Genomic DNA, 23002 nt, shown 5'->3' with positions numbered 1-23002 from the left:
GCAGTTTCATAGAAAAAACAAGCGGGCATGATGGATGAAAAATCGCATCATGCCCGTTGCTTGTCTACAGCACTTTACTGAGAAATGCTTTGGTTCTCTCATGCTGGGGATTGTCAAAAATCTCGGCAGGAGTGCCTTCTTCTACGATGTATCCTCCGTCCATGAAAATCACGCGATCGGCTACTTCACGAGCGAAGCCCATCTCATGCGTAACCACGACCATCGTCATTCCTTCTTTGGCCAAATCCTTCATCACCTGAAGAACCTCTCCGACCATTTCCGGGTCGAGTGCAGAGGTAGGTTCATCGAACAACATAATATGAGGGTCCATCGCGAGCGCACGGGTAATGGCAACGCGCTGCTGTTGACCGCCTGACAACCGATCTGGATACACGTCTCGCTTGTCCGACAAATCTACTTTTTTGAGGAGTTGCAGCGCCTTTTGTTCATTTTGCTGGCGCTCTGAATGTTTGACGTGCTTGGGCGCGAGCATGATGTTTTCCAAAACAGTGAGATGCGGGAAGAGATTGAATCGCTGAAACACCATTCCGACACGCTCTCGCAGCTTGTTAATGTCCACTTTGGGGGAGGTAACCTCCATGCCCTCAATGGTGATTTTGCCAGATGTCACCTCTTCCAACTGGTTCAAACAGCGCAGAAACGTACTTTTTCCCGAGCCGGAGGGACCAATGACACAGACAACTTCGCGCTCTTCAATGGTAGTCGAGATGTCTTTTAAAACTTCCAACAAGCCAAAGCTCTTTTTCAAATTCTCTACATGAATCATTTCGCGAACCTCCTCTCAAGGGAACGGGATAGCAGACTGAGGATGTAAATCATCAGGAAGTAGAAGACCGCTACTACAGCCCAGATTTCGAATGAGCGAAAGTTGCTAGAAATGATAATCTCACCACTGTTCATCAGTTCTCGGATACCAATGACCGTTAAGAGTGAGGTGTCTTTTAGCGTCACGATGAATTGGTTGACGAAAGCAGGGATCATGCGGCGAACAGCCTGTGGCAAGATAACCAAGCGCATGGCTTTTCCGTGCGTGAGTCCCAGGGAACGAGCAGCTTCCATCTGCCCTTTATCGATGGAGAGAATCCCTCCGCGAAAAATTTCAGCCAAATACGCTCCGGCATTGAGGCTGAGCGCAAGAATACCTGCGGTTGTCTCCGGAATTTTGATATCAAGGACAGGCGGCAATCCAAAATAAATAAAGAAGATTTGAACCAACAGCGGTGTGCCGCGGAGAAAGTCAACGTAAGCGGTTGCAATGCCGCGGAGTATTTTGGAGCGGCTGGTGCTCATTAAGCCAAAAAGCAATCCGATTAAGAGAGCGAAAAACAGGGAAATAACCGTTATTTTTAACGTGACCACAGAGCCTTGGGCCAAGACCGGAAGTGCGTCGACAATGACATCCCAACTACTGCTCATTTGGACAACTCCATTCTTTCTAAGGTGAAAAAAAGGCGCGTCTTGCGCCTTTTACTTTTTCGTGCTCAAGTATGTGTTGATAATTTCGTCGTATTTCCCGTTCTCTTTCAGCTTTTTCAGACCGGAGTTGAGTTTGTCCTGCAGCTCTTTGTTCCCTTTTAAAACCGCGATGCCGTAGTGGTCGCCATTGAGACGATCGCCTACAATTTTTAGCTTGGATGCTGGGTCTACCGCAATTTTATACGAGATAACCGGATAGTCCTCGATAGTCACATCAGCGTTGCCGTTTTGAACCTCTTGGAACATGGAAGGGCTATCGTCGAAATATTTGACAGTGGCTCCGTACTTTTTCCCGAGCTCATCAGCAAAGGTCGCGCCAGTCGTGCCTTTTTTGATCGCAATCGTTTTGCCAGCCAAATCTGCCTCTCCATTGATCGTTGTGTTGTCCTCACGTACGACTAGGGAAAGACCTGCTTGATAGTATGGTTCAGAGAAATCTAAAATTTCTTTGCGCTTATCCGTGATGCTGATCCCTGCAATGGCACCGTCTAATTGCTTCGCTTGAACGGCAGGAATGATTCCTTTGAAGTCCATCGGCTTAATTTCTACCTCAAAGCCTTCTTCTTTGGCGATCGCATTAATCAGGTCGATGTCAATTCCCACATATTTTCCGTCTTTTTCAAATTCAAAGGGTGGGTATGTTGCATCTGTACCAAAAATGTACTTTTTCGCACCGGATTGCCCAGAAGTCGAGGCAGCCTGATCTGTGCCAGTGCCACATGCACTTACTGTGAGTGCCAACAAACTAGAAACAACAGCAAACATTAGTTTTTTCATAAATTACCCCCAAGTATATTTATGATAGATATGATATGGACATGAATATAGTAATATAGAAAAGTCTGCAAAGTCAAAACAAACTGAAAGTAATTATTATCCATAATTGTATGATCAAGCTCTACGTACGATAACAGAAAAGTGATTTCATACCTGCTATAATGGTAGGAAATGTATACAAGGGATGGGAAAAACGATGAAGCATGTCACCATATTGATCGCCGACGATGAAGCGGAGATTGCTGAGCTCGTTGCCTTGCATGTGAAAAAAGAAGGTTACCATACAATTATCGCAGCGGATGGAAAGGAAGCACTTCAAGCTGTGCAGACCCATTCGATTGATTTGGCGATCCTCGATATTATGATGCCTGGGCTGGATGGCTATGAGGTCACCCGGCTCATTCGCGAACAGCACAATATGCCGATTATCTTTTTGAGTGCCAAGACGTCTGATCTGGATAAAATCTCGGGATTGGTGATGGGCGCAGATGATTATATGACCAAGCCATTCAATCCAATGGAATTGGTTGCCCGTGTGAATGCCCAGCTGCGGCGCTTTAAGCAGCTGAATCAGCCAGCAGTAGAAGTAGCGAGTAACAGGGTCTTAGAGTCAGGTGGACTTGTCATTTATCCAGAGCAGCGAGCGGTGAGCCTGTACGGAGAAACGATTGAGTTAACGCCGAAAGAGTTTGATATTCTCTACCTGCTAGCCCGCTATCCAAAGAAGGTGTTTAGTGCGGACAATATTTTCCAGCAGGTATGGGGCGAAGCGTACTATGAAGGCAGCAATACAGTCATGGTGCACATTCGCACCTTGCGAAAGAAGCTGGGAGAAGAAAAAACCAAGAACAAGTGGATCAAAACGGTCTGGGGCGTCGGGTATTCATTCCATGGATAACATGATACGAAGCTTTCGGTTCCAAATGGTCAAGCTACTGGGTCTAAGTCTGCTTCTATCCGGTGCGGTTACCTATGTGATCTTTAAAGCGCTACAGCTTTACTACCGAACACAGGTAAAGTTTGAAAGCTTGTTAACACCGATTCGCTATTTTATGCGAGAAATAGGGGACATTTACTTCTTTTTGATTTTTTTTGTTCCCCTGGCTATCTTGTTTTTCTTCTTGTTAACCAAACGGTATGCCGTCTACTTTCAGGAGATTTCCAGAGGAATTCATCATCTTGCAAACGGCGACTTTACCCATCATGTTCAAATACCGTCGAACGATGAGTTCGGAGATATTGCTAAGGATATCAATCTGGCGGGTGAAAAATTGCAGGAAGCCGTACAAAGAGGAGATTTTGCCGAAAGCAGCAAGGATCAGTTGGTTTTAAACCTGGCGCATGATCTGCGGACGCCGCTGACTTCTGTATTAGGGTATTTGGACATCATTTTGTGGGACGAGCAATTAACGGTGGAACAAGCCCGACATTACACGAATATTGCTTTTACCAAATCGCAGCGTTTGGAAAAGCTGATCGATGAGCTCTTCGAAATTACGAGAATGAACTACGGCATGCTCACCATTCAACAGAACTTGATTGACCTGAGTGAGTTACTCATGCAGTTAAACGAGGAGCTATATCCTTCCCTGGAAAAAAATCAGTTGGAAACCAGAATGAATGTGGCATCACGATTGACGGTTTACGGAGATGGCGAGCTCTTGGCACGCGTTTTTGAGAATATCATGACCAATGCCATCCGTTACGGGCAAGATGGTCAGTTTGTTGATATTAACGGTTTTCTTGCGGGTGACGAGGTCGTTGTGCAGATTATCAATTATGGTCACGAGATTCCACCAGAGGATCTACCGCATATTTTCGAGGTGTTTTACACGGGAGACAAGGCCAGAAGCCATCAAAACGGAAGCACAGGTCTTGGGCTATTTATCGCCAAAAATATCGTCGAGCGCCACGAAGGGACGATTTCTGCCGAGAGCAATTTGATCCGCACCGTTTTTGAAATACGCTTACCTTACGAACAGACTACCTCACTTTAAAAAAATTTAAGAATTACCCCACTTTTTCTTTTAACAGTTTTTCTTATCCTGATCGGGTGACGAGCCAGGGTGGAACCTGTAATAGAAAAAGTGGGGTTTTTTGATTGGCTAAGAGTGATCGGGGTTTAAAGCTTTTGGGGAGGTCAGGAATATGAAAAAACGTTTGTGGATCTGGCTGGGTGTGGGCGTGCTTGTGGCCGGGTTCGGTGGCTATGCAGCTTCTTCGGGAGAAAAGAAGAATGGCATTCCTGTCACGTTATCAACGGTGGTAACGGCCGATTTGGAAAGTACCATTTTGACGTCAGGCATGGTCAAAGTACGAAATGAACATACATTGTTCGCCAACTATGCGGGCGATCTGCGGAATTTCTCCATCAAGGAGGGAGACAAAGTGACGAAAGGGCAGGTGATCGGCAATATCGACATGTCCGATGTCAGCAATGAAATCATGGATATCGAGGCGCAAATCACGATTCAGGAAGCGAATATCGCAAGGCTCTCCAAAGGTGTGGAGCCTGAGGAAGTCACGAAAATGCAGGAGCAGCTTGCCCAGTATGAACGCGAATACCAAACGACATTAAAAGATTACCAGCGAACGCAATCGCTGTTTACCGCAGGAGTGTCTACCCAACAGGCTGTAGAGGAGGCGAAGCAAAAGCTACAGACTGCGGAATCAAGAGTAAGGGTCGCGAAGCAAGATTTGCTTTTGAAGCAAAAAGGGCCTGACAAGGCAGAGATTCGCTCCTACGAGGCGCAAATTCAAAAGCTGAATTTGGAAAAAGCAAAATATGAAAAGCAACGTGTGCAAAGCAGCATCGTGTCTCCGATTGACGGGACGGTGCTCTCCATGAAGGTAAAACAAGGGAAGTACCTAAGTAAAGGCGAGGAAATTCTCACGGTTGGAGATACCAATGATGTTATGGTCGAAGCAGGAGTCGAAGAATCTGATTTGCGTAAAATCAAAATCGGACAGGATGCGGTGGTCTCAGGCATTTCCTTAGGCGGAGAACAGTTGCAAGGCAAGGTGTCGCGCATATCTCCTATAGCTGTAATCAGCAAAGAGCGGGATGGAGAGAATACGAGAGTTCCGGTGGCAGTCGATCTGAATGAGACGAGGGAGTATTTGAAGCCAGGTTTTCATGTGGAGGTGGACATTGTCCTGCAAAAAGCAACAAACGTCATGCAAGTCCCCATTGAGGCAGTTGTGACGGATCAAGATGGATCCTCCTTTGTCTGGGTAGCGGAAAATGGCAGGGCCAAGAAGAAAAAAGTAACGACTGGAATTGAAAGTGAATTGTTTATCCAAATTGAAAACGGATTGGATGGCAGTGAAGAATTGGTAGCGAATCCACCGGAAACCTTGCAAGAAAATGAAGTGGTCTTCCAAGCATCCCCGGAAGAGTTTGCGGGGTAAAGGAGGATACATCGTGCTGCATATTGAGGGGTTAACCAAACAGTACAAGACGCATGAGCTGGAGCTGTTCGCTTTGCAAAATATCAATATCCACGTCGCTCAGGGTGAATTCGTGGCGATCGTGGGACCTTCTGGTTCCGGAAAATCGACGTTTATGAACATGCTGGGTTGTCTGGATCGGCCAACCTCCGGATCGTATGTCTTGGATGGAATTGATGTTACGCAGTTGAAGGATAGTGGGCTGGCGCAGGTACGCAATCAAAAAATCGGCTTTGTCTTTCAATCGTTTCATCTGTTGCCACGTGCTACTTCGCTGCGAAACGTAGAGGTGCCGATGATGTATGCGGGCGTCGGCATGACAGAACGCAAAAAAAGAGCGAAAGCGGCGTTGCAGCGTGTCGGACTCGGCCAGCGGATGGAGCATAAACCGACGCAGCTGTCCGGCGGTCAAAGACAGCGGGTCGCCATTGCCAGAGCGTTGGTTAACCAGCCAGCCATTATACTTGCTGACGAGCCGACAGGGAATCTGGACAGTCGTTCCAGCATCGAGATCATGGCGATTTTTCAGGAGCTGCATGCGCAAGGGGTAACGATTCTGCTCGTCACGCACGAGGCGGATATCGCCCAGCATGCCGAACGGGTCATTACGTTTCGAGATGGCCATATCATCCGGGATGAGCGAGTGGAGAAGCGCTTGTTTGCTACTCCGTCCGAGGAGGTGATCCTCACGTGAATTTACTTGAAAGCTTCCGTACGGCTCTGGAAGGGATCGGGACAAATAAGCTACGTGCTATCTTGACGATGTCTGGGATCATCATCGGAATCATGTCTGTTATTGCTGTAATTACACTAGGAAACGGCAGTCAACAGGCCTATACCGATCAGTTGGAGAAGCTGGGTGCTACTAATTTCAGCGTTTATTTTGGGTGGGACCCTGGGCAAGGAAGCAAACTTACTGATTTGACAGTGGAGGATGCTTATGCACTTCCCCAACAATCCCCCTACATTGAAGAGGCCGTGCCGTTCGCCTCTTATTTTGGAACGATTCGTGGCCCGAAAAAGGGGAAGGACGTAAGTATACAAGGAACAAATGAGGATTTGTTAAAGGTTCAACCAAACTTGAAAATAGTTGCAGGCAGATATTTTACTACGAAGGAAGTAAGAGAGGGGAAGCCTGTTATTGTTTTGACCGAAAAGTTAGCGGCAGGGCTTTTCGGACGTGAAGACCCGATTGGCAAGCGTTTGACTTACAATGCAGCATCGGCCGTCGTTATTGGCGTGGTAAGGGAAGACAAGCTGATGATTGACAATGGTCGATCTGAGGGTGCCTATTTGCCGATTACCTATCTGCACAATTTGGACGGGTTGAAGATGGTTCATACGATAACCGTAAAAGCCAAGTCGAAGGAAACGATGGAAGCAGCCAAGAGGCATACAGAGAAGTACTTAAACCGCAGGCACGATCGCGAAAATTACTACCAAATCGATAGTATCGAGAACGCACTGGGGGAGATGGATTCCTTTTCCGGTACGCTCACCACGATTTTTAGCGTCGCAGCCGGGATTGCGCTGTTTGTCGGTGGGATAGGCGTCATGAACATCATGCTCGTATCCGTCACGGAGCGGACGCGGGAAATCGGCATTCGCAAAGCGTTAGGGGCGCGTTACGGAGATATTATGCTACAGTTTTTGATCGAGTCGATGATCGTCTGCCTGATTGGTGGAACGATTGGCGTGCTGCTCGGCATCGGGACAGCCATGTTTGCCTCGCAGTATGTCGAAGTGCCGCCGCTACTCTCGTGGGAAAGCATCGTCATTGCTTTCGGGTTTTCCAGTGCCATCGGTATTTTCTTTGGGCTCTATCCGGCTCATAAGGCGGCGAGGCTCCATCCGATTGATGCGTTGAGATATGAGTGAGGAACGAAAAAGAAATGACTAGCAGATATCGCTGCTAGTCATTTTTCTATTAGTCCCGAACCGATTTTAATGCTGTTGACCAACTGATCACTTGATTTAACATGTCGTTTACATGCGGGATGTGCAATTCGGATGGTTTAAAGACGGTGTAATTTTCAAAATCCGTAAATAGATTGAAGGCAGGTTGTGTACGGACGTCGGCAACCTGCAATTCACCCAGGATTCCACGTAAGTGCTCTGCTGCACGAGTCCCGCCTGATGAACCATAGCTGACAATACCAGCCGCTTTGTTGTACCATTCCTTGCGGGCGAGGTCGAGTGCGTTTTTTAATACCCCTGTGATGCTGTGGTTGTATTCGGCGGTAATGAATACGAATCCATCCAGGCTGGATAGCTTTGCCGCCCATGCGGCTACTTGTTGCTCACCACTCGGATCGCCAAAGAACGGTAAGTGAAAGTCCGCAATATCAACGATTTCATACGTTGCATCTCCTCGTTGATCGGCAACTCCTTTGACCCACACACCTACTTGGGGACTGACTCGGCCTGGGCGAGAGCTGCCCAGAATAATTCCGATTTTTAAGCTAGAAGTACTCATGGTTCGTTCCTCCTTAAGCGGCTTAGTTTAATCGTAGTTCCTTGGAGCAAACATTATGCTTAAAAAAATGCCGCAACTGTAATGCTCAGCTGCGGCCTCGGAGTCTTATGAGTAATGAAACGATAGAAAGTTCCAGTAAAATAAATAGCCAGTATACAGGATGGAGAGTACCGCTGCTGCGCCATTCGCTGCCTTCCAGCGATCGCGCTCCTTAGCTGTTCCGATTCGAAATAACAAATAAACGGCGACGGCCAACGAAACAATCGGCAGGGATGCGACAACGACTTGGTAGAAGGCCGGGTAGCCATAGACAAGCTCTGCGTTTGCATAGGTGAATTGGATGATAAAAAACAAGCTATGAAGCAGAGCCATAATCGGAACGATCTTCGAAATAGCGTGCGATTGTTTGCGCCATTTGCGTAGTCCGAAACGAGCGATCCAGACGAGCGAAAGAAGGATGAACACGATTCCGGGAATCACATACAGAGCCAGGAGAACAGACGGGCTTTCGATGAAGGAGATACGAGGGAGCGAAAAGTTCATCGGTCCTGTCATATAAAAGTTCCCTTGTTCCTCGTGAAAATATAGCTGTTCCTCACCGTCGATCTCTTGAAAGAAATGATCGTCCACCTGTACAAACTTTTTCTCAAGGGATTGCTGTCCTTCATTCTGGAACATACCAGTCACGGATATCGTCTGCCCATCCAATGCCTTCACGGTGTAAGGATAGCTGCTGAGCAGTCGAAGCCCTTTGCCCCAGCCATTCTCAGGCGTCAAGGTAAGCAAATATTGACCTTCCAGCTTTTTCATTTCGTCTATTGTGCCATCAACAGGAGTTAGGGGCTTGTGGACTTGCTCTGTCAGTAGCTTGTCAGTAAACGCATTCACGACCTTGCTGTGCAGCTCCAAGCCCGGATGTGTAGCGTTCACCGCAACAAAGATGCCGATTGATTCTGAAGGAATCAGCACCATTTTCGAGATAAAGCCATCAATCCCACCGTTTGCCCATAGGGTAGGAATACCGTTTTTCGTCTCTCCTTTAAAAAAGCCGTAGCCGATCCCATGCATGCGTTTATGGACCGCGAATTGCTGGGCATGCATGAGCTGGACAGTTTCTGGTTTGAGCAGAGATGTGCCGTTATAGCTGCCGCCAGAAAGATGGGCGATCATATAGGGGGCGAAGTCGACTGGTGTCATATTAGCGGCACCACTCCCTGGGAAAATAATGCCTGAGTACGGAATCGTTTGATAGCCGTTTCCGTCGTAATAATAGCTTTTAGCCAGATTGCTCCTGTCCTGTGGAAGATACAACTCGGCGGAATCCATACCCAGCGGACGGAAGATATTCTCCCGCATATAGTCATGCAAAGATTGACCGGAAGCTTGTTCGATTACACTTCCTAACAATCCGGTGCCCGCATTACTATATTGAAATTTGCTGCCTGGCGTGAAAATTGTCTCTTGCATCTGAAGCGTTTCATTTACGGTCTCGGTCGAGAATTCCGGTATCACACTCTGGCGGTTGTCTCTTTTATAAATTTTTTCATCTATGCCAGCTGTATGTGTGAGCAGGTGGTGGAGTGTGATCGGGCCGTAACGATTATTGGTAATTTTGTAGTCTTTTAGGACGGTATTCAAATCTTCGCGTAAGGAAAGCTTGCCTTTTTCCACGAGCTGCATCGCTGCAGTAGCAGTAAGCGACTTGGTCACGGAACCGATTCGAAACACCGTACGCTCAGGATCAACGGGGATTTGCTGTTCGACGTCGGCAAAACCATAGCCTTTTTTAAAAAGGATGCGATCTCCCTGGGTAATGACAATGGCTGCGCCAGGGATATGCAAGTTGTTCATTTCATTTTTCATGACGGGATCAACTACTTGTTCGATGGAAGGAGCAGTAAGCGGCGAGCGAGCATTGACCACAGATAGGGGCTGTATCAGCATAAGGCAGGATAAGAGCGGAACGGCAAACCATTTTCGTAGAGCAAATAATGTCATGTTTCATCACCTTTCGCGTTTTGCGTCAGTCAATTGTTGTAAGGCCAGCGACAGGGATGAGTATAGGGCGATAAGTGTCACGGTGAGAAGTAACGGAATGTCATTGTTTATCGTGATAGTAGCTTTTCGTCATTTGATAATATAATGGAGAGAAATTTTGGGTGTAGATGAGGTGTGCCAATTGCTTGCGTTTGTTAAACGATGGTTATGGGTCGACTGGATGATCTTCACCATCCACTTTATGTGGGGATTGACGATTATTCTCGGCCTTGTTCGCTATCAAGATCAATTGTCTTATCCGCCCGTGATGACATTGATTGTTTCGTTCTTGGTGCTTGTCGTCCCCGGCTGTTTGCGTCGATACTCTCGCAACCTATATTTGTTCGCTGAAATTATTTTGAGTGGGGGCTTGTGCATTGCCTTGAACTTCTTTTTTGAAGGAGTAAGATGGCAGTTTATCCCCATCGCTTTTCTCATCGGATATCACAGTGTGGAACGATCTTATCGCTGGACGGGACCATTGGCGATATTGGCGATCCCGTTTCTTGTGGGGGAGGCAATTGGGTTTGATTTCGAGCCTATAGTCGTAAGCGATCTCATTGTGTACCATTTCGCGGCATATGCGCTTGGTTTTGCCTTTCAGTTGCTTAGCCGTATGCACAAGCAGAGCCTGGTTATTCAAAACCAGAACCACATATTGGAGCAATACGCTTCACAGGTGGAGAAAATCACGCTGCTGGAAGAACGGAACAAAATGTCCAGAGAGCTGCATGACACGATCGGGCACACGATGACATCGCTCATTATGGGTATGGAGATGCTTCGGTCTAAAATACCAGATGCGGAGGTTAGTCGGCTGGACATGCTTTTGCAGATGGCTCGACAAGGTTTGGACGAGTCCAGAGGGATTTTTCGCAAGTGGGCTCAGAATGGCTATGAATCAGCTACGACGATGGAGTCCGCTTTCATTGAATTGATCGAGCAATTTCAAGTGGCTACAGGGGTGTCCGTCAAGCTGCGCATGTACGGCGCTGAGTATGCGTTGAGCCGTTCCATAAAGCTGACTTTGTATCGGTGCTTGCAAGAAACACTGACCAATGCTGTTCGACACGGAAAAGCATCACAAATTCAAGTGGGGCTTTACTTTGAAGAAGCCCAGATCCGGTTGCAGGTCGAAGATAATGGGGAAGGAAATGGGACGATCGAATTCGGATTTGGTTTGCAATCGATGAAGGAAAGGCTGGAAGCACTTCAGGGACGATTATCGATCCATTGTATGGACGAAGGAGGTGTGACGGTCATTTGTAGTCTGCCAGCTATGCAGGCTGTACCAAATGCAGGCATACGTATCCTGATCGTCGATGATCAGCCTTTTGTGAGGGAAAGCTTGCAACTCGTTTTACAGAATCAGCAAGATTTGCAGGTGGTCGGGGTCGCAGAGAACGGCTTGATGGCACTGGACATTATTCCAAAAGAAAAGCCCGACGTCGTACTTTTGGACGTTCAAATGCCTGTCATGGACGGGGCGAAGACACTACAAGCGATACGTGAGCGGTGGTCGGATATGCGTGTCATTATGTTGACGACCTTCGAAGAAACAGCCCTTGCGGCAGAAACGCTAGGGAGAGGCGCGAATGGCTACTTGTTAAAATCGGTTAGTTCGGTCGAGCTCGTAGAGGCGATACGAGTTGTTCATCAGGGTGAAGCGTTGATTAACCATAAGATTGCGGATGTCCTTTTCAAAGAAATGCGCTTGCAGCAAGAAGAGCTGAATGGACTTCGCCAAAAGCAGGGACGCGAGTGTCCTTATGGGTTGACGGAACGGGAAAGAGGCATACTTGCCTCGTTAGTAGAGGGGCTTCGCATGAAAACAATCGCGGAGAAAATCTTTCTTTCTGAAGGAACGGTGCGCAATTGCACCACAGTGATTTATGCAAAACTGGGAGTAAAGAATCGCGAAGAGGCCGTTAAAAAAGCACGGGATGAAGGGCTTACTGGTTAGGTGGCCAGCTTTTCAGGCTAGTTATGGTAGAATGGACAGTATCGAATGGAGGTTATATAAAGATGAGTCAATTGCCAAATTGCCCAAAATGTCATTCAGAATACACGTACGAAGATGGAAGCTCCTTGGTATGCCCGGAATGCAGCCATGAGTGGACGTTGCAAGCAGATAGCGACAACGGTGAAGATAACAAGGTCATCAAGGATGCGAATGGAAACGTCTTGAATGATGGCGACACCGTAACCGTCATTAAAGACCTCAAGGTTAAAGGGACTTCATTGGTTGTGAAAATTGGAACGAAGGTAAAAAATATCCGTTTGGTTGAGGGAGACCATGATATCGACTGCAAAATCGATGGTTTTGGTCCAATGAAATTGAAATCGGAATTTGTGAAAAAGGTGTAAGCTGGGAATGTAAAAGCTGACTGCATGGTAGATTGCAGTCAGCTTTTTTCGTAAAGGCAAGGTCTTGTCAGGTGAGACGATGAATGGACCAGACAATGCCCTTGCCGCCACCACCTAACTCGAGGGTGGTGGTCAATCCATTGGCAACATAGAACAAACCGATAGTATCACCTGAATTGAGTTGAACGTCACCTGCGAGTGTGATAGTCCCTGCTCCCAGAATGGCTCTTAATGTGAGTAAGAGCTCAATGTTAACGTTGAGAACAGGGAAGTCACCGATAATGAGACTTGTTGCCGTAGGGGTAATTCTCTGTACTTCAAATGCAGGGGTGATTTCTGGGCCTAAATTATCGGCAATGGCTTCGCTTGTTTCGTAGTTAATAGTTGCTTTGATGGCGTAAGTTCCAGTCGCTGGTACTGTATAAGTGCCAGTTAGCGGGTTGAAACTTGGACTCTCATAGTAGGGGCTCGCTGTTGACCAGGTAACTAATTGGGAAGAAGCGCTAAGGGTTACAGCTGATAAGAAGGCTGAGAAGTTTTCAGTGGTGAAAGCAGGTCCAGTCGCGCCCGTGGCCCCGGTAGCGCCAGTTTCTCCGGTGGCACCAGTCGCGCCAGTAATCCCCGTTGGACCTGTGGCCCCTGTCGTGCCCGTCGCTCCGGTTATACCAACGCCCGTGGCCCCTGTCGCGCCCGTAGCTCCAGTAGTACCAACGCCAGTCGCGCCTGTAGCCCCCGTTATGCCACCTGTACTGCTGGATGGAACAGACAGGATGTTGTCCAGTTTCGATTGCAAGAGCATTTCTTTTCTCGCAACGTCTTGTAAGGTTTGGCGAACGCTTGCATTCACCAGAAGGAGATCGCTGATCGAAGCAGGAACAGTCAAGCCTGGTAGCGTACCAATGGCATATTGCAATTTTTCTGCTTCTGCATGAATAATATGCCCGAGGCTGAGCTCTTCGATGGCGATGGAAGTAAGGAGGAGATTGATAGCATCGTCTCTCGTTACAGTGATGGCGGGAGTAATATTGGGAATATTGGCTTGAGACATGGCATTCATCCTTCCTGTTACATTCAAAAACTTATTACTATGCTATGAGGATTTATCTGTGCGCGTGCCTGGCTGTATAGAAACGAAAAAAAAGCCAATCTGATTTTCAGATTGACTTTCGTGTTAACTGGCAAGCACCGTGCTCATCAAAAAATAGACCACCATTGCTTATGGCATTTGTACATTCACCCACAGGGTGGGTAACTTTTTCATGATCACGAGGGGAGTCAGGTCAGAGACTCAAAATACCTTTTGTTGTAGAGAATGCTAGGATGTGTTGGGTTGTATAAGTAGGCAATATCATTGTGGTGACGTGATTTCTCGTTATCCCCCATTTGGGAATAGCACAGGCAGAGTTGCAAATGAGGTAACCACGTCCAGGAAACGTGGTCGATGTGTGCGAGCTTTTCAGCAGGTCGCTCCACTTTTGTTGCGAGATCATACCAAAAAATCGCCAGCGGCCAGTTTTTATCTTCGATGTGAAAGGCTCCGATCTGGCAGCATGCCTCCGCCCGTGGGCGATCGTAATTGAACGTACGATATAGCGACGACAGAACATTTTGTCTCTCATAGAGGTGGGAATAGCAACTCGCCAACTTCAAACAAGCGTTAATGTTGTCCTCTACCCACCCTTGTTGGGTGTTCAGGAACTTCGTATAAAAAGTAATGGCCTCTTCATAATACTGATTATCGCGTAGCTCATTTGCATAATAGTACAAGTCCCGAGGAGAGAAATCTTCCCCTTTGGCATCCCTGCGCCGATAGATTTGCAGATTGCGGTCCGTGTATTCCTTTTGCTTGTTATGCGTGATGGATATCTCACTGTTGATGACGTTTCCGCTTACTTCCAAATACTCATGGACGGGCCCAATCCAGCGAAAACCACGGTCGCGTTTTACGAGGCGATTGCGGCGAATGCTGTACGCCACATTCCCATTGCTGTCCACAGAAAGGTTGTAGTTCATCGTGACACTGTCGATGCTGTAATTCAATGTAAGCTTCAATTCGCGGAAGAGCTGACGGTCTTTCTCCAGAAGGATATCGTCTGCATCCAGCCACAAAATATAGGGACATGTTGCCTTGCTGAATGCATAGTTGCGTGCAGCTGAAAAATCATCAATCCACTCGAAATCATAAATGGTGCAGCCATAGTTGGACGCAATTTCTTTCGTGCGGTCTGTTGACCCCGTGTCGACGATAATGATTTCATCGACGAGATCTGCAACGGTGGAGAGGCAACGCTCCAGAGCGTCTTCTTCATTTTTGACGATCATGCATAAACTGATTGAAATCTGATTCGCTTTCACCACTGTCATGCCATTTTTTTTGCGATACTCGCTCACTCCTGCCAGATCAGACTGACGGTAGATGTGGTACCCAGGAAGATGCGTATCTACATGCAAAGAAAAGCCCATGGCTACAGCCCGGACGCAAAAATGCCGATCTTCTCCCCAGAACGACAAGTTCGCTATTCGTTTAAAGCTGACGCCTGCCTCCAAGACCTTTCGACGGATTAATGTGCATGCACCGAGACCTCCTACCTCATACACACCCGGTTCACGCAGCATCTCTAAAAAGCTTTGGTTCTCCGCTGATTCGGACGCGCCTTCGCGTGTCAACGTGTATTGATCCATCAGCCAAACTTGAGGAAGTTCAACCGAATCAGGCTGCCAGCGTGTCCAGTAAATGTTGGAGACAATATCTTTATTGGCTTGAAGCAATTGTTGCAGGGTGTGAGGGTGTAAAACGAGATCGGAATCGATCAAAAATAAGTAATCGAAACCCTCTTTGAGCGCATAGGAGATAATCGTATCTTTCATCTGCGCTACTTTCCAAATATTTCGCTCCGTCCAATAATGGGTCATTTCATTTCGGACATATGTGTCATCGTCTGTGTTCTTGAGGATGACGGTTCGTTTGTTCGCCTTCTCAAAATCAGCCAAGAGTGTACTGGATAATGGGTCTTTGTTATCGTCAATGAACATGTAATGAACCTGTTCGTTTTTGGTAGTCAGCTCCGTTAGGGATTGAAGGAATTCCTCCAAAATGATCGGGAATTGTTGAATGGGACTACCGATTAAAATTCGTTTTTTACCCATGGTACACCCCCATATATAGCCTTTGTTCAAGTGGCTGCCGCAGGTTTACTGAATAGTAGGAAACCATTGTCCACTTTTGCGACAATGCGGTTCTCTTGTTGAAGTTCTTTTAAATATGAGCGGATAATCGAAGCAGTTAAACCGTAGCGGTGCAAGTCATCTTCAAACTCATACTTTTTCATGACTTTCTGGACTAATTGTTCCAGAGTGCTTGGCTGCTCATGAATCCATGCTTCAAGAAAAGCGGAGGTGTCTTTCATAAGGGTGAGATGCTTGTTAATTAAACCCGTTACTGTCTTATAGGGTCCGCCATGGTACAGCACATAAGCGTTCAATTTCATCATCGAGAGCTTCTTGAAGCTTCTTCTGGCAGCCTTCAGATCATTAAAAAAAAGGAGATCCTGTTTGTTTAATGTTTTGGCACCAAACAAGGCATCGCCGCAGTAAAGGACATGATCAGGGGTAATAATGCCGACCATTCCCGGCGAATGTCCAGGTAAGGAGACGATTTTGAATGGAATGGTATGGACGTGAAAGATACTATCGGTGGATGGAAGAAAATCCGTTACGAGCGCACGTGTATTCTCTTTGTTTTCATCAGGCTTCGTGTCAGGCCCTCCACCTGCGTCGAAAACAAAAGGCTCGAGAAGCGGATTTTCGATAATATAGGATGCCAGATGTGTCGCATAGATGCGAAGGTTGGGGAACCTTTTTTTCAAATAGGGATTGCCACCGTGGTTAACAGCGTGACCATGTGTATGAACAACGGCAAGGATTTGATACCCTCGATCGCTGATTCTCGTGCATACTTTCTCGATGACAGTGGTATTCGGGCCGCTATCAATGCAAACAGCGGTTTTGCTGGACCGATCCAAATAGACACCGATCCCGTATTTACCGGAGACCACATAACTGCTGCCGGCCACTTCGATCAATTCCAAACGATCCATATCCCTTACTCCTTCATTAGATTCAGGTTCATATGTGGATGACCTTGGTGACATTGCCGATACGTACCTTTACGGAGTTCGGTACAAAGGGAGGCTTTTTAGGTGCAGAAACTCGATTAGCAAGCATTTTTTTCTGACTACGCACTTTTACCACGTTTGCAACAGGCTTGGGACGCTTGGATTTGCTTTTGTTTTTATCGGGAGTAGGGACGGACGCAGCCTGTGCTAATAATGGGGGTTTTTGACGTACCGGTTTCCTGTTTTTGGATGTATCGATGCGTGCGTTGTTTGCGAGCAATGGAGGGGTTGGGGTAGGCACAGGTGGAACGTCAAGCTGTACAGGCTCGTCATCTCGAATCTCTTCTTCTAGCTCCAATTGCATCGGCTCGTCGTAGGGAGAAGCCTCTACTGGTTCTACTGAGTAAAAAGCTTGTAATTGCCGCAGCTGATTTTCTATCAAGGTGGCGATTTGTTTATGTGGAAACCTCCATGTCTTTACCAATTCCGATAACTGGGCTATCGCAGCAAGGACATGTGTGTGCATTTCACTAGTGGGATGGAGGGAGTTATGCGATTCAAAAAGGAGGCTGTGAGCAATCTGCTTATTGTGTATGTGGGTGTGCAGTCTGACGAGCAGATTGATCATCGTCGAGATTTGGTAGCCAAACAGCATAAGCTCGTAATCTTTGGCATGATGAAAGCGGGATTCCAATCCTTTGACTAACTGGACGATGGAATAGGTCAGCTTTAGAACCTCGTTAATAGTCGATAGTGATGTCATCGGATTCATCCCCGAAATCGGATTCTTCCATCTCAAAATTTGATTTAAGCGCCACAGGGTACATGTGAATGGCTGCGTCCAGCTTTTTTAACAAAAGCCACTCAGCCATCAGCACCGAATCCAGAATCGAAATGACTGTACGATTAAAGGTGATGATCTCATCATTGGAGGGGTTGTTGGGGAAGTCCAGATTTTTGCCAACGAAAGCGAGGGCTTTGTCAGCTTCAGCATTTAGCAATCTGGACAGGGCTTCTTCCTCTAGGGCAATCGATTGCAGCAAATGACTCAAAGCTTCCTCGCGCGTAGGCACATCATATGAAGGAACTTTATCTTGTAAGTTCATCATCATCCCTCTTCAATAAAATTAGGTTCCCATGAAAAGCAGTGTAAGTAGTAAGGGTTATTCTTTGAAGCAAGGAAGGTCTGGGATGTCAGGGGTGTCAGGTATGTCATCGTGATGATCATGTTCATGTACCTGCTCCATCTTGATAATGTCCTCCAGCCTGAATTGCAAGATCATCTCTGTCTTAATGACATTGCGCAGCATTCGTTCTACGCTGTTGTTTAGGGCAAGCGCATCATTGAGCGAGAGGGATTGCTCCTTCACGATTTTTTGGATCTTTTGCCCCTCTGCATTAATAATGTGAGAAAGTCCGATTTCCTCGAGGGCAATGGAGGTCAGAAGCAGATTTAATACTTCATTGCGTTTCAATATGATTTCCGGTGTTATATTGGGGACCGTGGGCATTGACATCATTATCTACATCCTTTGTTTGTATGACATGGTATACAAAAATAAGACTTGCACGGAGAAGAAGGCGATCTGGTTCCCTTTATTTGCACAGAACGCCTTCAGGCAAGTTTCTTACAAACTTAAAAACGATAGGATCGTCACAGGATCGCGTAATTGATAGTGAATAAATGGAAACTTGCTCGCAGTACATGTTATGTAACCGCGATCTTAATATGACAACTTAATCGTATTCATTCGTTAAGGAAGTAGAGGCGATCGGGATAATGCTAACCACATTTTCCAGCTTGAATTGCAAGAGCATTTCTTTTTTGATGACATCTTGCAGCGTTTTGCGAACACTGTTGTTAACGGCAAGAATGTCAGAGATGGTGGGAACGACCTCAGGTGTAATCCCTAATGTACCTACCACAAATTGGAGTTTTTCTGCCTCTGCATTCATAATATGCACCAAAGCCAATTCTTCCAGAGCAATGGATGTCAGCAGTAAAGATACCGATTGCTCAATCGTAACGGAAATCGTTGGGGTAATGTTAGGGATGGTAGGTGAAGACATGTGATCACCTCTTTGAAGTAATGGGTAACTAGTTTACTCGTTTGGCCTATCGCATACTTCTAAATGTGTGACCGCTAGCAATCCCTCCTTCGTTTTAACTACGGTAAGTGTATGCTTAGGTGTGTGTCCCACTGAACTGTTTATTTGTACACATACGCATAGGAGCGGGGAAAAGGCAAAGCCCGGATCAATTGACCCGGACCAGTGGTATGGTGATAGTTTCCATTCGAATGAGGCCTATTTTTACACGAAGGAATCTATGGAAGAAGATTATCCACGATATTCTCCAATTTGAATTGGAGAAGGATTTCCTTTTTGATGACATCTTGTATCGTTTGACGAACGCTTGCATGGACGAGCAGGATGTCGGAGAGTGTAGCGGGTGGTTCTAGCCCAGGAACAAGGGTGCCTAAAACAAATTGGAGCTTTTCTGCCTCTGCGTTCAGAATGTGAGCCAAAGCCAGTTCTTCTAATGCAATGGAGGCAAGCAATAGCGAAGTGGTTTGGCCAAGTGTAATCGAGATAACAGGCGTAATATTAGGGATCGATGCTTGGGACATGATCATCACCTCATGGATTTATTAATCGGTGATCCCCTATTCATTTTTGGTTCCTTGGAGCCTTACCAATACCCAGCGGCGATTTACGACGATCTCTCGAAAAAGTTCTTCGTAGTGATAGACTTTTCCGAGATGAGCTAAAAAGGGATAGTGATCAAAATCATCTACTGAAAGTGATAGTTGGTCCAAATCGGCGTAAAAGGCATTTTGTATGGAGAAATGATCAAATTGATTCTCGGGAATACGCTGTCCGATAGCAGGCCACAAGCTCCTGCTCTCTTCTGGATTGTCGAAGACCTCGTTCCATTCCGCTTCGGATAGTTGCTTCAAGGAGCTGGTCTCCAAAGCGACATGCGGTACATCCCCTAGGTTCTCCTTGATTTCCTTTGCTCGAATCGGATGATGTTCCACAATGGTTGCTTGGACATGAAGCAGCTCAAGCTCGCCAAGTGATTTCCAAAAAAGAGCGGAGTCACCCCCACCCAACTGAAGCACTTGACACTCCTCATTTTCTTTGTTGATATGACGGCATGCATGCACGAGGGCCTGTTTACTCAACGAAAGTGAGTCGTATCGCCAGTGATTACAATTGGAATGCTGCAAAGCCTTTTCGATATCGCGAACGATCATCTTCATTCCACCCATTCCAACAGATTGGGATGTTGATCCAAGATCGATTCATACTGTTCCTTCCAGCCATATCTGGAATCGGGGTCGAGGAGCTGATAGCGGTTGTATTTGCTTTGCCTGTCTTCTAGCCGGGCCCAACCGAAATGTTTCACGCGTGATGGATGGCACAGGTAAGGGAACTGGTTGATCGAGAGAGGGAATCGGCCGCAATGCTGAGGGGTTTCCCTCCATATATATGGGAAGTCAGGGCGATATTTGATCAGAAAAGGACGATAGTAATGATGGGCTTTCCAATACACATCTTCGCGATAATGTGTCTCGCTCCACATATCGTACAAACGAAAGTAAATCGCCTCGTATATCTGCTGTTCCAAAATCTCGGAGACTTTCGAGTGGAAGGAGTTATCCATGATTTCATCGGCGTCCAGATTCAAAATCCATCCCGGATCAGTCAAGATCGTTTCTTGCCATTGTTGTTTACGCAAGGCGACCTCGTTGGAAAACTGAGAGGTAGCGTTTTGAACCAGGTGAAGTGGAATGCCCTTTAGAACCTCTCTACAGAGATCCACGGTATGATCACGACTGCCATCGTCGATGATGACGGCTGCGTCAATAAAGTCTTTATGTGCTTCCAGCCCTCGTCTCAAATAACGATTGCCTTCATTTTTCACAATCATGGAAAGAGTCAGTTTGGCTCTGGTCATCTACGTGCTGCACCTCCTGCGCTTGTCGTGTTGCAATGCAGAAGATTTCATGGCCTTGGAAGGTCGACTGTAGGTTCACGGCTAGCTTCATGATGTCCTGGATCGGTAAAGGTGTTTGCGTGGTCTTGCGCAGATGGTTTTCCAAGCGGTTCGTTTCTTCTCGAGAAAAGATGGAGAGAACCTCCCAGCCACCTTGATGAAGCAGTGAGATCAGATTGTCACGGGAGTAATGAAAGAGGTGATCCTTCTCGGTATACAGCGGGGAATACACTCCAAACAGTTTATTGGTGAACGAGTTTTTGTTCGGCACGCTAAAAATAATTTTTCCTTCTGGTTTAAGAAACCCCTTCAATTCCTCAAGGTATTGCTTCGGATGCGAAATATGCTCAAAGACGTGACAAAAAACGATGGCATCAAAAGTGCCCATGTGTTCGGGGGCGAGAATGGAGGAGTTCCATAACGATTGAACCAGCTGTAACCCATACCGATCTTGGGCGTATGCGCATGATTGGTGTGACGGCTCTACCCCAACAACCTCCCACCCAGCCTCACGAGCAAGGAATAACAACTCTCCTGTTCCTGGACCAATTTCGAGCAGCTTCCCTTTTTCCGAAAACCACATATCGAGCAGCAATGTATGGAAGATCGCATGTTCCGTAAATGTATTTTTGGCGTATTGATCCCGCATGGAAACCCAACTCGCATCATAAATGTCCGCAACCAGCTGTGTCACGTTGACTTGATCGAGGTGAGGTTGAAAAACGAGATCACAATCTTTGCACGTTAGGAGCGAGAAGGTAGCGTACTGGTGGAAAAGCGCAACCTGAGCGCTGTTGCACAAAGGACATGAATCATGCATGGATACGATCCCTGCTTTCTTTGTGATATCTGCCTACAACTGCCTATGCGCGGCTCCAGCAAATGGTTCGAAACCCAAGGAAATGGCGTCGTTCTGAAAGGAGCAGTCCACTCATAGAGTAAAGGGGGGATAGACTACGATCTCAGTGATGTGTGTTAAAGGAGATGAGCAGCATGTCTGAGGCACCCAAAATTTCCTTATGTATGATTGTAAAAAACGAAGAAGAGTGCCTTCACAAGTGCTTGGAAAGCGTGAAAAATCTTGTGGATGAAATGATTATCGTAGACACGGGGAGTACCGACAAAACGGTAGAGATAGGCAAGTCATTCGGAGCGGTCGTGCACTCGTATGAGTGGCAGGATAACTTCGCAGAAGCGCGAAACTTTGGACTGGAAAAAGCAACAGGCGACTGGATTTTGTGGATGGATGCGGATGAAGAAATGAATCAGGAAGACAGCATGAAATTGAAAGAGCTGCTTCGTGGTAAAGAAGATTCCCTTTTTTATATCCATCTAATAAATTACATTGGAGATGAAATAAATGAAGACGATGCTTTTCATATCGCTCACTCACGTTTATTTCGCAATGGCATCGGTTTTCGCTTCCATTTTCCCATCCATGAAACGCTCAACGTAGAAGAGGTTCTTCCCAATCTGACCGAAGATCTCCACATTCAAATCTTGCCTGTACGGATATACCATTATGGCTACATGAATGAATGTACTGGCAGAAAGAACAAATTCGAGCGCAATATTCAGCTGCTTATGAAGGAATTGGAAAAAGAAGACCACTCTCCATGGATTGAGTACCATCTTGCCAGTGAATTCTCACGCATCCAGGAGCATGAGAAAACGTTCAAGTTCGTGAATCTGTCTATTATCGGGTTTCTCGAAAACCATATGATGCCTCCTTCGCTTCTTTATAAGCTCAAATACTCTACGTTGATCTCGATCGGCAGTGCTGAGGGAGCGTGGCCAGGAATTGAAAAGGCAATCGAGATTTATCCTGACTACGTTGATTTGCATTTATACAAAGGGATCATTCAGTATTTGAAAAAGGACTATAAACGAGCATTAATGACATTTGATCACTGCTTGGAGCTAGGTGAAAGCAACATTCGTCATCTGACCTTGAGGGGATCGGGAAGTTTTCACGCCTGGTATTACAAAGGGCTTTGCTACGAAGGATTGGGTCAAGTGGAAGAGGCTATGGCTGCTTATCGGATGGCGCTGGCTATGGCGGAGAATCATGCGCCTGCCAAGGCAGCATTAGAGAAGCTGAGGTTTAAGACGGAAGTAAGTCATACGCTAAACAGCAAATAGCATCGTGGCGAAAAGCCGTTTACGTCGATGGTTCAGGCGTAACGGCTTTTTTTCGTAATAGCAGAGCATGAATAAAATGACGTTAATCACTTTTATTGCGGTAAAAGGTTTAATAAGCATAATGTTTCATTTGCGGCA

Annotated in this window: 24 protein-coding genes; 8 read left to right on the top strand and 16 right to left on the bottom strand. The window is 46.5% G+C overall.

Annotated features, from left to right (window positions below):
- Positions 1-64: 64 nt before the first annotated feature.
- Genes C7R94_RS21770 through C7R94_RS21760 form a run of 3 tightly spaced genes read right to left on the bottom strand, consistent with a single transcriptional unit; the run spans position 65 to position 2274 of the window.
- Positions 65-787 carry an amino acid ABC transporter ATP-binding protein gene (locus C7R94_RS21770; protein ID WP_106784608.1) on the bottom strand — a complete coding sequence of 241 codons (723 nt, stop codon included), beginning with the start codon at positions 785-787 and terminating at the stop codon, positions 65-67.
- On the bottom strand, positions 784-1437 hold the full coding sequence (locus C7R94_RS21765) for an amino acid ABC transporter permease (protein WP_007720310.1): 654 nt from the start codon (positions 1435-1437) through the stop codon (positions 784-786). The genes C7R94_RS21770 and C7R94_RS21765 overlap by 4 nt, the downstream gene beginning before the upstream one ends.
- A 51-nt stretch (positions 1438-1488) precedes the next feature.
- On the bottom strand, positions 1489-2274 hold the full coding sequence (locus C7R94_RS21760) for a transporter substrate-binding domain-containing protein (RefSeq protein ID WP_106784606.1): 786 nt from the start codon (positions 2272-2274) through the stop codon (positions 1489-1491).
- Between the two features lie 196 nt (positions 2275-2470).
- Between C7R94_RS21760 and C7R94_RS21755 the strand changes: the two genes are divergently transcribed.
- The 5 genes from C7R94_RS21755 to C7R94_RS21735 all read left to right on the top strand — a co-directional run bounded on the left by C7R94_RS21755 (position 2471) and on the right by C7R94_RS21735 (position 7602).
- Positions 2471-3172 (top strand): response regulator transcription factor, encoded by a 702-nt coding sequence (locus C7R94_RS21755; RefSeq protein WP_106784738.1) that lies wholly within the window; start codon positions 2471-2473, stop codon positions 3170-3172.
- Positions 3165-4271, top strand: a complete 1107-nt coding sequence (locus C7R94_RS21750; RefSeq protein ID WP_106784604.1) for a sensor histidine kinase — start codon at positions 3165-3167, stop codon at positions 4269-4271. Before C7R94_RS21755 ends, C7R94_RS21750 begins: the two co-directional genes overlap by 8 nt.
- 151 nt (positions 4272-4422) lie before the next feature.
- Positions 4423-5685 carry an efflux RND transporter periplasmic adaptor subunit gene (locus C7R94_RS21745; RefSeq protein ID WP_106784601.1) on the top strand — a complete coding sequence of 421 codons (1263 nt, stop codon included), beginning with the start codon at positions 4423-4425 and terminating at the stop codon, positions 5683-5685.
- A gap of 13 nt (positions 5686-5698) precedes the next feature.
- Complete coding sequence (locus C7R94_RS21740) at positions 5699-6418, top strand: ABC transporter ATP-binding protein (protein WP_106784599.1); 720 nt, start codon at positions 5699-5701, stop codon at positions 6416-6418.
- A complete protein-coding gene (locus C7R94_RS21735) occupies positions 6415-7602 on the top strand; it encodes an ABC transporter permease (RefSeq protein WP_106784597.1) in 1188 nt (395 codons plus the stop codon). The genes C7R94_RS21740 and C7R94_RS21735 overlap by 4 nt, the downstream gene beginning before the upstream one ends.
- A 49-nt stretch (positions 7603-7651) precedes the next feature.
- Here C7R94_RS21735 and C7R94_RS21730 read toward each other — a convergent pair whose 3' ends face one another.
- A complete protein-coding gene (locus tag C7R94_RS21730) occupies positions 7652-8200 on the bottom strand; it encodes an NADPH-dependent FMN reductase (protein WP_106784595.1) in 549 nt (182 codons plus the stop codon).
- Between the two features lie 105 nt (positions 8201-8305).
- A complete protein-coding gene (locus C7R94_RS21725; RefSeq protein ID WP_106784593.1) occupies positions 8306-10198 on the bottom strand; it encodes a serine hydrolase domain-containing protein in 1893 nt (630 codons plus the stop codon).
- 157 nt (positions 10199-10355) lie between these two features.
- Between C7R94_RS21725 and C7R94_RS21720 the strand changes: the two genes are divergently transcribed.
- On the top strand, positions 10356-12200 hold the full coding sequence (locus tag C7R94_RS21720) for a hybrid sensor histidine kinase/response regulator transcription factor (RefSeq protein WP_106784590.1): 1845 nt from the start codon (positions 10356-10358) through the stop codon (positions 12198-12200).
- Positions 12201-12262: 62 nt separating this feature from the next.
- Entirely contained in the window at positions 12263-12604 is a 342-nt protein-coding gene (locus C7R94_RS21715) for a zinc ribbon domain-containing protein YjdM (protein WP_088910022.1), read from the top strand.
- Positions 12605-12671: 67 nt separating this feature from the next.
- Here the strand turns inward: C7R94_RS21715 and C7R94_RS29925 are convergent, their stop codons facing one another.
- The 11 genes from C7R94_RS29925 to C7R94_RS21660 all read right to left on the bottom strand — a co-directional run bounded on the left by C7R94_RS29925 (position 12672) and on the right by C7R94_RS21660 (position 21542).
- Complete coding sequence (locus C7R94_RS29925) at positions 12672-13652, bottom strand: alpha-helical endospore appendage domain-containing protein (protein ID WP_146142815.1); 981 nt, start codon at positions 13650-13652, stop codon at positions 12672-12674.
- 227 nt (positions 13653-13879) lie between these two features.
- A complete protein-coding gene (locus C7R94_RS21705; RefSeq protein ID WP_106784588.1) occupies positions 13880-15751 on the bottom strand; it encodes a glycosyltransferase in 1872 nt (623 codons plus the stop codon).
- Positions 15752-15777: 26 nt separating this feature from the next.
- Positions 15778-16701 carry an MBL fold metallo-hydrolase gene (locus C7R94_RS21700; RefSeq protein WP_106784586.1) on the bottom strand — a complete coding sequence of 308 codons (924 nt, stop codon included), beginning with the start codon at positions 16699-16701 and terminating at the stop codon, positions 15778-15780.
- Between the two features lie 28 nt (positions 16702-16729).
- Positions 16730-17482 (bottom strand): hypothetical protein, encoded by a 753-nt coding sequence (locus tag C7R94_RS21695; RefSeq protein ID WP_106784584.1) that lies wholly within the window; start codon positions 17480-17482, stop codon positions 16730-16732.
- Positions 17460-17825, bottom strand: a complete 366-nt coding sequence (locus tag C7R94_RS21690; RefSeq protein ID WP_106784582.1) for an alpha-helical endospore appendage domain-containing protein — start codon at positions 17823-17825, stop codon at positions 17460-17462. The genes C7R94_RS21695 and C7R94_RS21690 overlap by 23 nt, the downstream gene beginning before the upstream one ends.
- A gap of 57 nt (positions 17826-17882) precedes the next feature.
- Positions 17883-18236 (bottom strand): alpha-helical endospore appendage domain-containing protein, encoded by a 354-nt coding sequence (locus C7R94_RS21685; RefSeq protein ID WP_106784580.1) that lies wholly within the window; start codon positions 18234-18236, stop codon positions 17883-17885.
- 220 nt (positions 18237-18456) lie between these two features.
- Entirely contained in the window at positions 18457-18789 is a 333-nt protein-coding gene (locus C7R94_RS21680; protein WP_106784577.1) for an alpha-helical endospore appendage domain-containing protein, read from the bottom strand.
- A gap of 257 nt (positions 18790-19046) precedes the next feature.
- Complete coding sequence (locus C7R94_RS21675) at positions 19047-19349, bottom strand: alpha-helical endospore appendage domain-containing protein (RefSeq protein WP_106784575.1); 303 nt, start codon at positions 19347-19349, stop codon at positions 19047-19049.
- 36 nt (positions 19350-19385) lie between these two features.
- Entirely contained in the window at positions 19386-19979 is a 594-nt protein-coding gene (locus C7R94_RS21670) for a hypothetical protein (protein ID WP_106784573.1), read from the bottom strand.
- 2 nt (positions 19980-19981) lie between these two features.
- Positions 19982-20683 (bottom strand): glycosyltransferase family 2 protein, encoded by a 702-nt coding sequence (locus C7R94_RS21665; protein WP_106784571.1) that lies wholly within the window; start codon positions 20681-20683, stop codon positions 19982-19984.
- Positions 20640-21542 carry a class I SAM-dependent methyltransferase gene (locus tag C7R94_RS21660; RefSeq protein WP_106784568.1) on the bottom strand — a complete coding sequence of 301 codons (903 nt, stop codon included), beginning with the start codon at positions 21540-21542 and terminating at the stop codon, positions 20640-20642. Before C7R94_RS21660 ends, C7R94_RS21665 begins: the two co-directional genes overlap by 44 nt.
- A gap of 173 nt (positions 21543-21715) precedes the next feature.
- Between C7R94_RS21660 and C7R94_RS21655 the strand changes: the two genes are divergently transcribed.
- Complete coding sequence (locus C7R94_RS21655) at positions 21716-22864, top strand: glycosyltransferase family 2 protein (protein WP_106784566.1); 1149 nt, start codon at positions 21716-21718, stop codon at positions 22862-22864.
- Positions 22865-23002 lie beyond the last annotated feature (138 nt).

It is taken from the genome of Brevibacillus sp. NRRL NRS-603 (genome assembly GCF_003013445.1).
Taxonomy (GTDB): Bacteria; Bacillota; Bacilli; order Brevibacillales; family Brevibacillaceae; genus Brevibacillus; species Brevibacillus formosus.
The sequence above is the reverse complement of the archived record's forward strand: the minus strand, read 5'-3'. Positions and strand labels throughout refer to the sequence as shown.

Coding starts and splice junctions, on each gene's coding strand:
- C7R94_RS21770 (WP_106784608.1), bottom strand. CDS start 787: ATGATTCATGTAGAGAATTTGAAAAAGAGCTTTGGCTTGTTGGAAGTT.
- C7R94_RS21765 (WP_007720310.1), bottom strand. CDS start 1,437: ATGAGCAGTAGTTGGGATGTCATTGTCGACGCACTTCCGGTCTTGGCC.
- C7R94_RS21760 (WP_106784606.1), bottom strand. CDS start 2,274: ATGAAAAAACTAATGTTTGCTGTTGTTTCTAGTTTGTTGGCACTCACA.
- C7R94_RS21755 (WP_106784738.1), top strand. CDS start 2,471: ATGAAGCATGTCACCATATTGATCGCCGACGATGAAGCGGAGATTGCT.
- C7R94_RS21750 (WP_106784604.1), top strand. CDS start 3,165: ATGGATAACATGATACGAAGCTTTCGGTTCCAAATGGTCAAGCTACTG.
- C7R94_RS21745 (WP_106784601.1), top strand. CDS start 4,423: ATGAAAAAACGTTTGTGGATCTGGCTGGGTGTGGGCGTGCTTGTGGCC.
- C7R94_RS21730 (WP_106784595.1), bottom strand. CDS start 8,200: ATGAGTACTTCTAGCTTAAAAATCGGAATTATTCTGGGCAGCTCTCGC.
- C7R94_RS21725 (WP_106784593.1), bottom strand. CDS start 10,198: ATGACATTATTTGCTCTACGAAAATGGTTTGCCGTTCCGCTCTTATCC.
- C7R94_RS21715 (WP_088910022.1), top strand. CDS start 12,263: ATGAGTCAATTGCCAAATTGCCCAAAATGTCATTCAGAATACACGTAC.
- C7R94_RS29925 (WP_146142815.1), bottom strand. CDS start 13,652: ATGTCTCAAGCCAATATTCCCAATATTACTCCCGCCATCACTGTAACG.
- C7R94_RS21705 (WP_106784588.1), bottom strand. CDS start 15,751: ATGGGTAAAAAACGAATTTTAATCGGTAGTCCCATTCAACAATTCCCG.
- C7R94_RS21700 (WP_106784586.1), bottom strand. CDS start 16,701: ATGGATCGTTTGGAATTGATCGAAGTGGCCGGCAGCAGTTATGTGGTC.
- C7R94_RS21695 (WP_106784584.1), bottom strand. CDS start 17,482: ATGACATCACTATCGACTATTAACGAGGTTCTAAAGCTGACCTATTCC.
- C7R94_RS21690 (WP_106784582.1), bottom strand. CDS start 17,825: ATGAACTTACAAGATAAAGTTCCTTCATATGATGTGCCTACGCGCGAG.
- C7R94_RS21685 (WP_106784580.1), bottom strand. CDS start 18,236: ATGTCAATGCCCACGGTCCCCAATATAACACCGGAAATCATATTGAAA.
- C7R94_RS21680 (WP_106784577.1), bottom strand. CDS start 18,789: ATGTCTTCACCTACCATCCCTAACATTACCCCAACGATTTCCGTTACG.
- C7R94_RS21675 (WP_106784575.1), bottom strand. CDS start 19,349: ATGTCCCAAGCATCGATCCCTAATATTACGCCTGTTATCTCGATTACA.
- C7R94_RS21670 (WP_106784573.1), bottom strand. CDS start 19,979: ATGATCGTTCGCGATATCGAAAAGGCTTTGCAGCATTCCAATTGTAAT.
- C7R94_RS21665 (WP_106784571.1), bottom strand. CDS start 20,683: ATGACCAGAGCCAAACTGACTCTTTCCATGATTGTGAAAAATGAAGGC.
- C7R94_RS21660 (WP_106784568.1), bottom strand. CDS start 21,542: ATGCATGATTCATGTCCTTTGTGCAACAGCGCTCAGGTTGCGCTTTTC.
- C7R94_RS21655 (WP_106784566.1), top strand. CDS start 21,716: ATGTCTGAGGCACCCAAAATTTCCTTATGTATGATTGTAAAAAACGAA.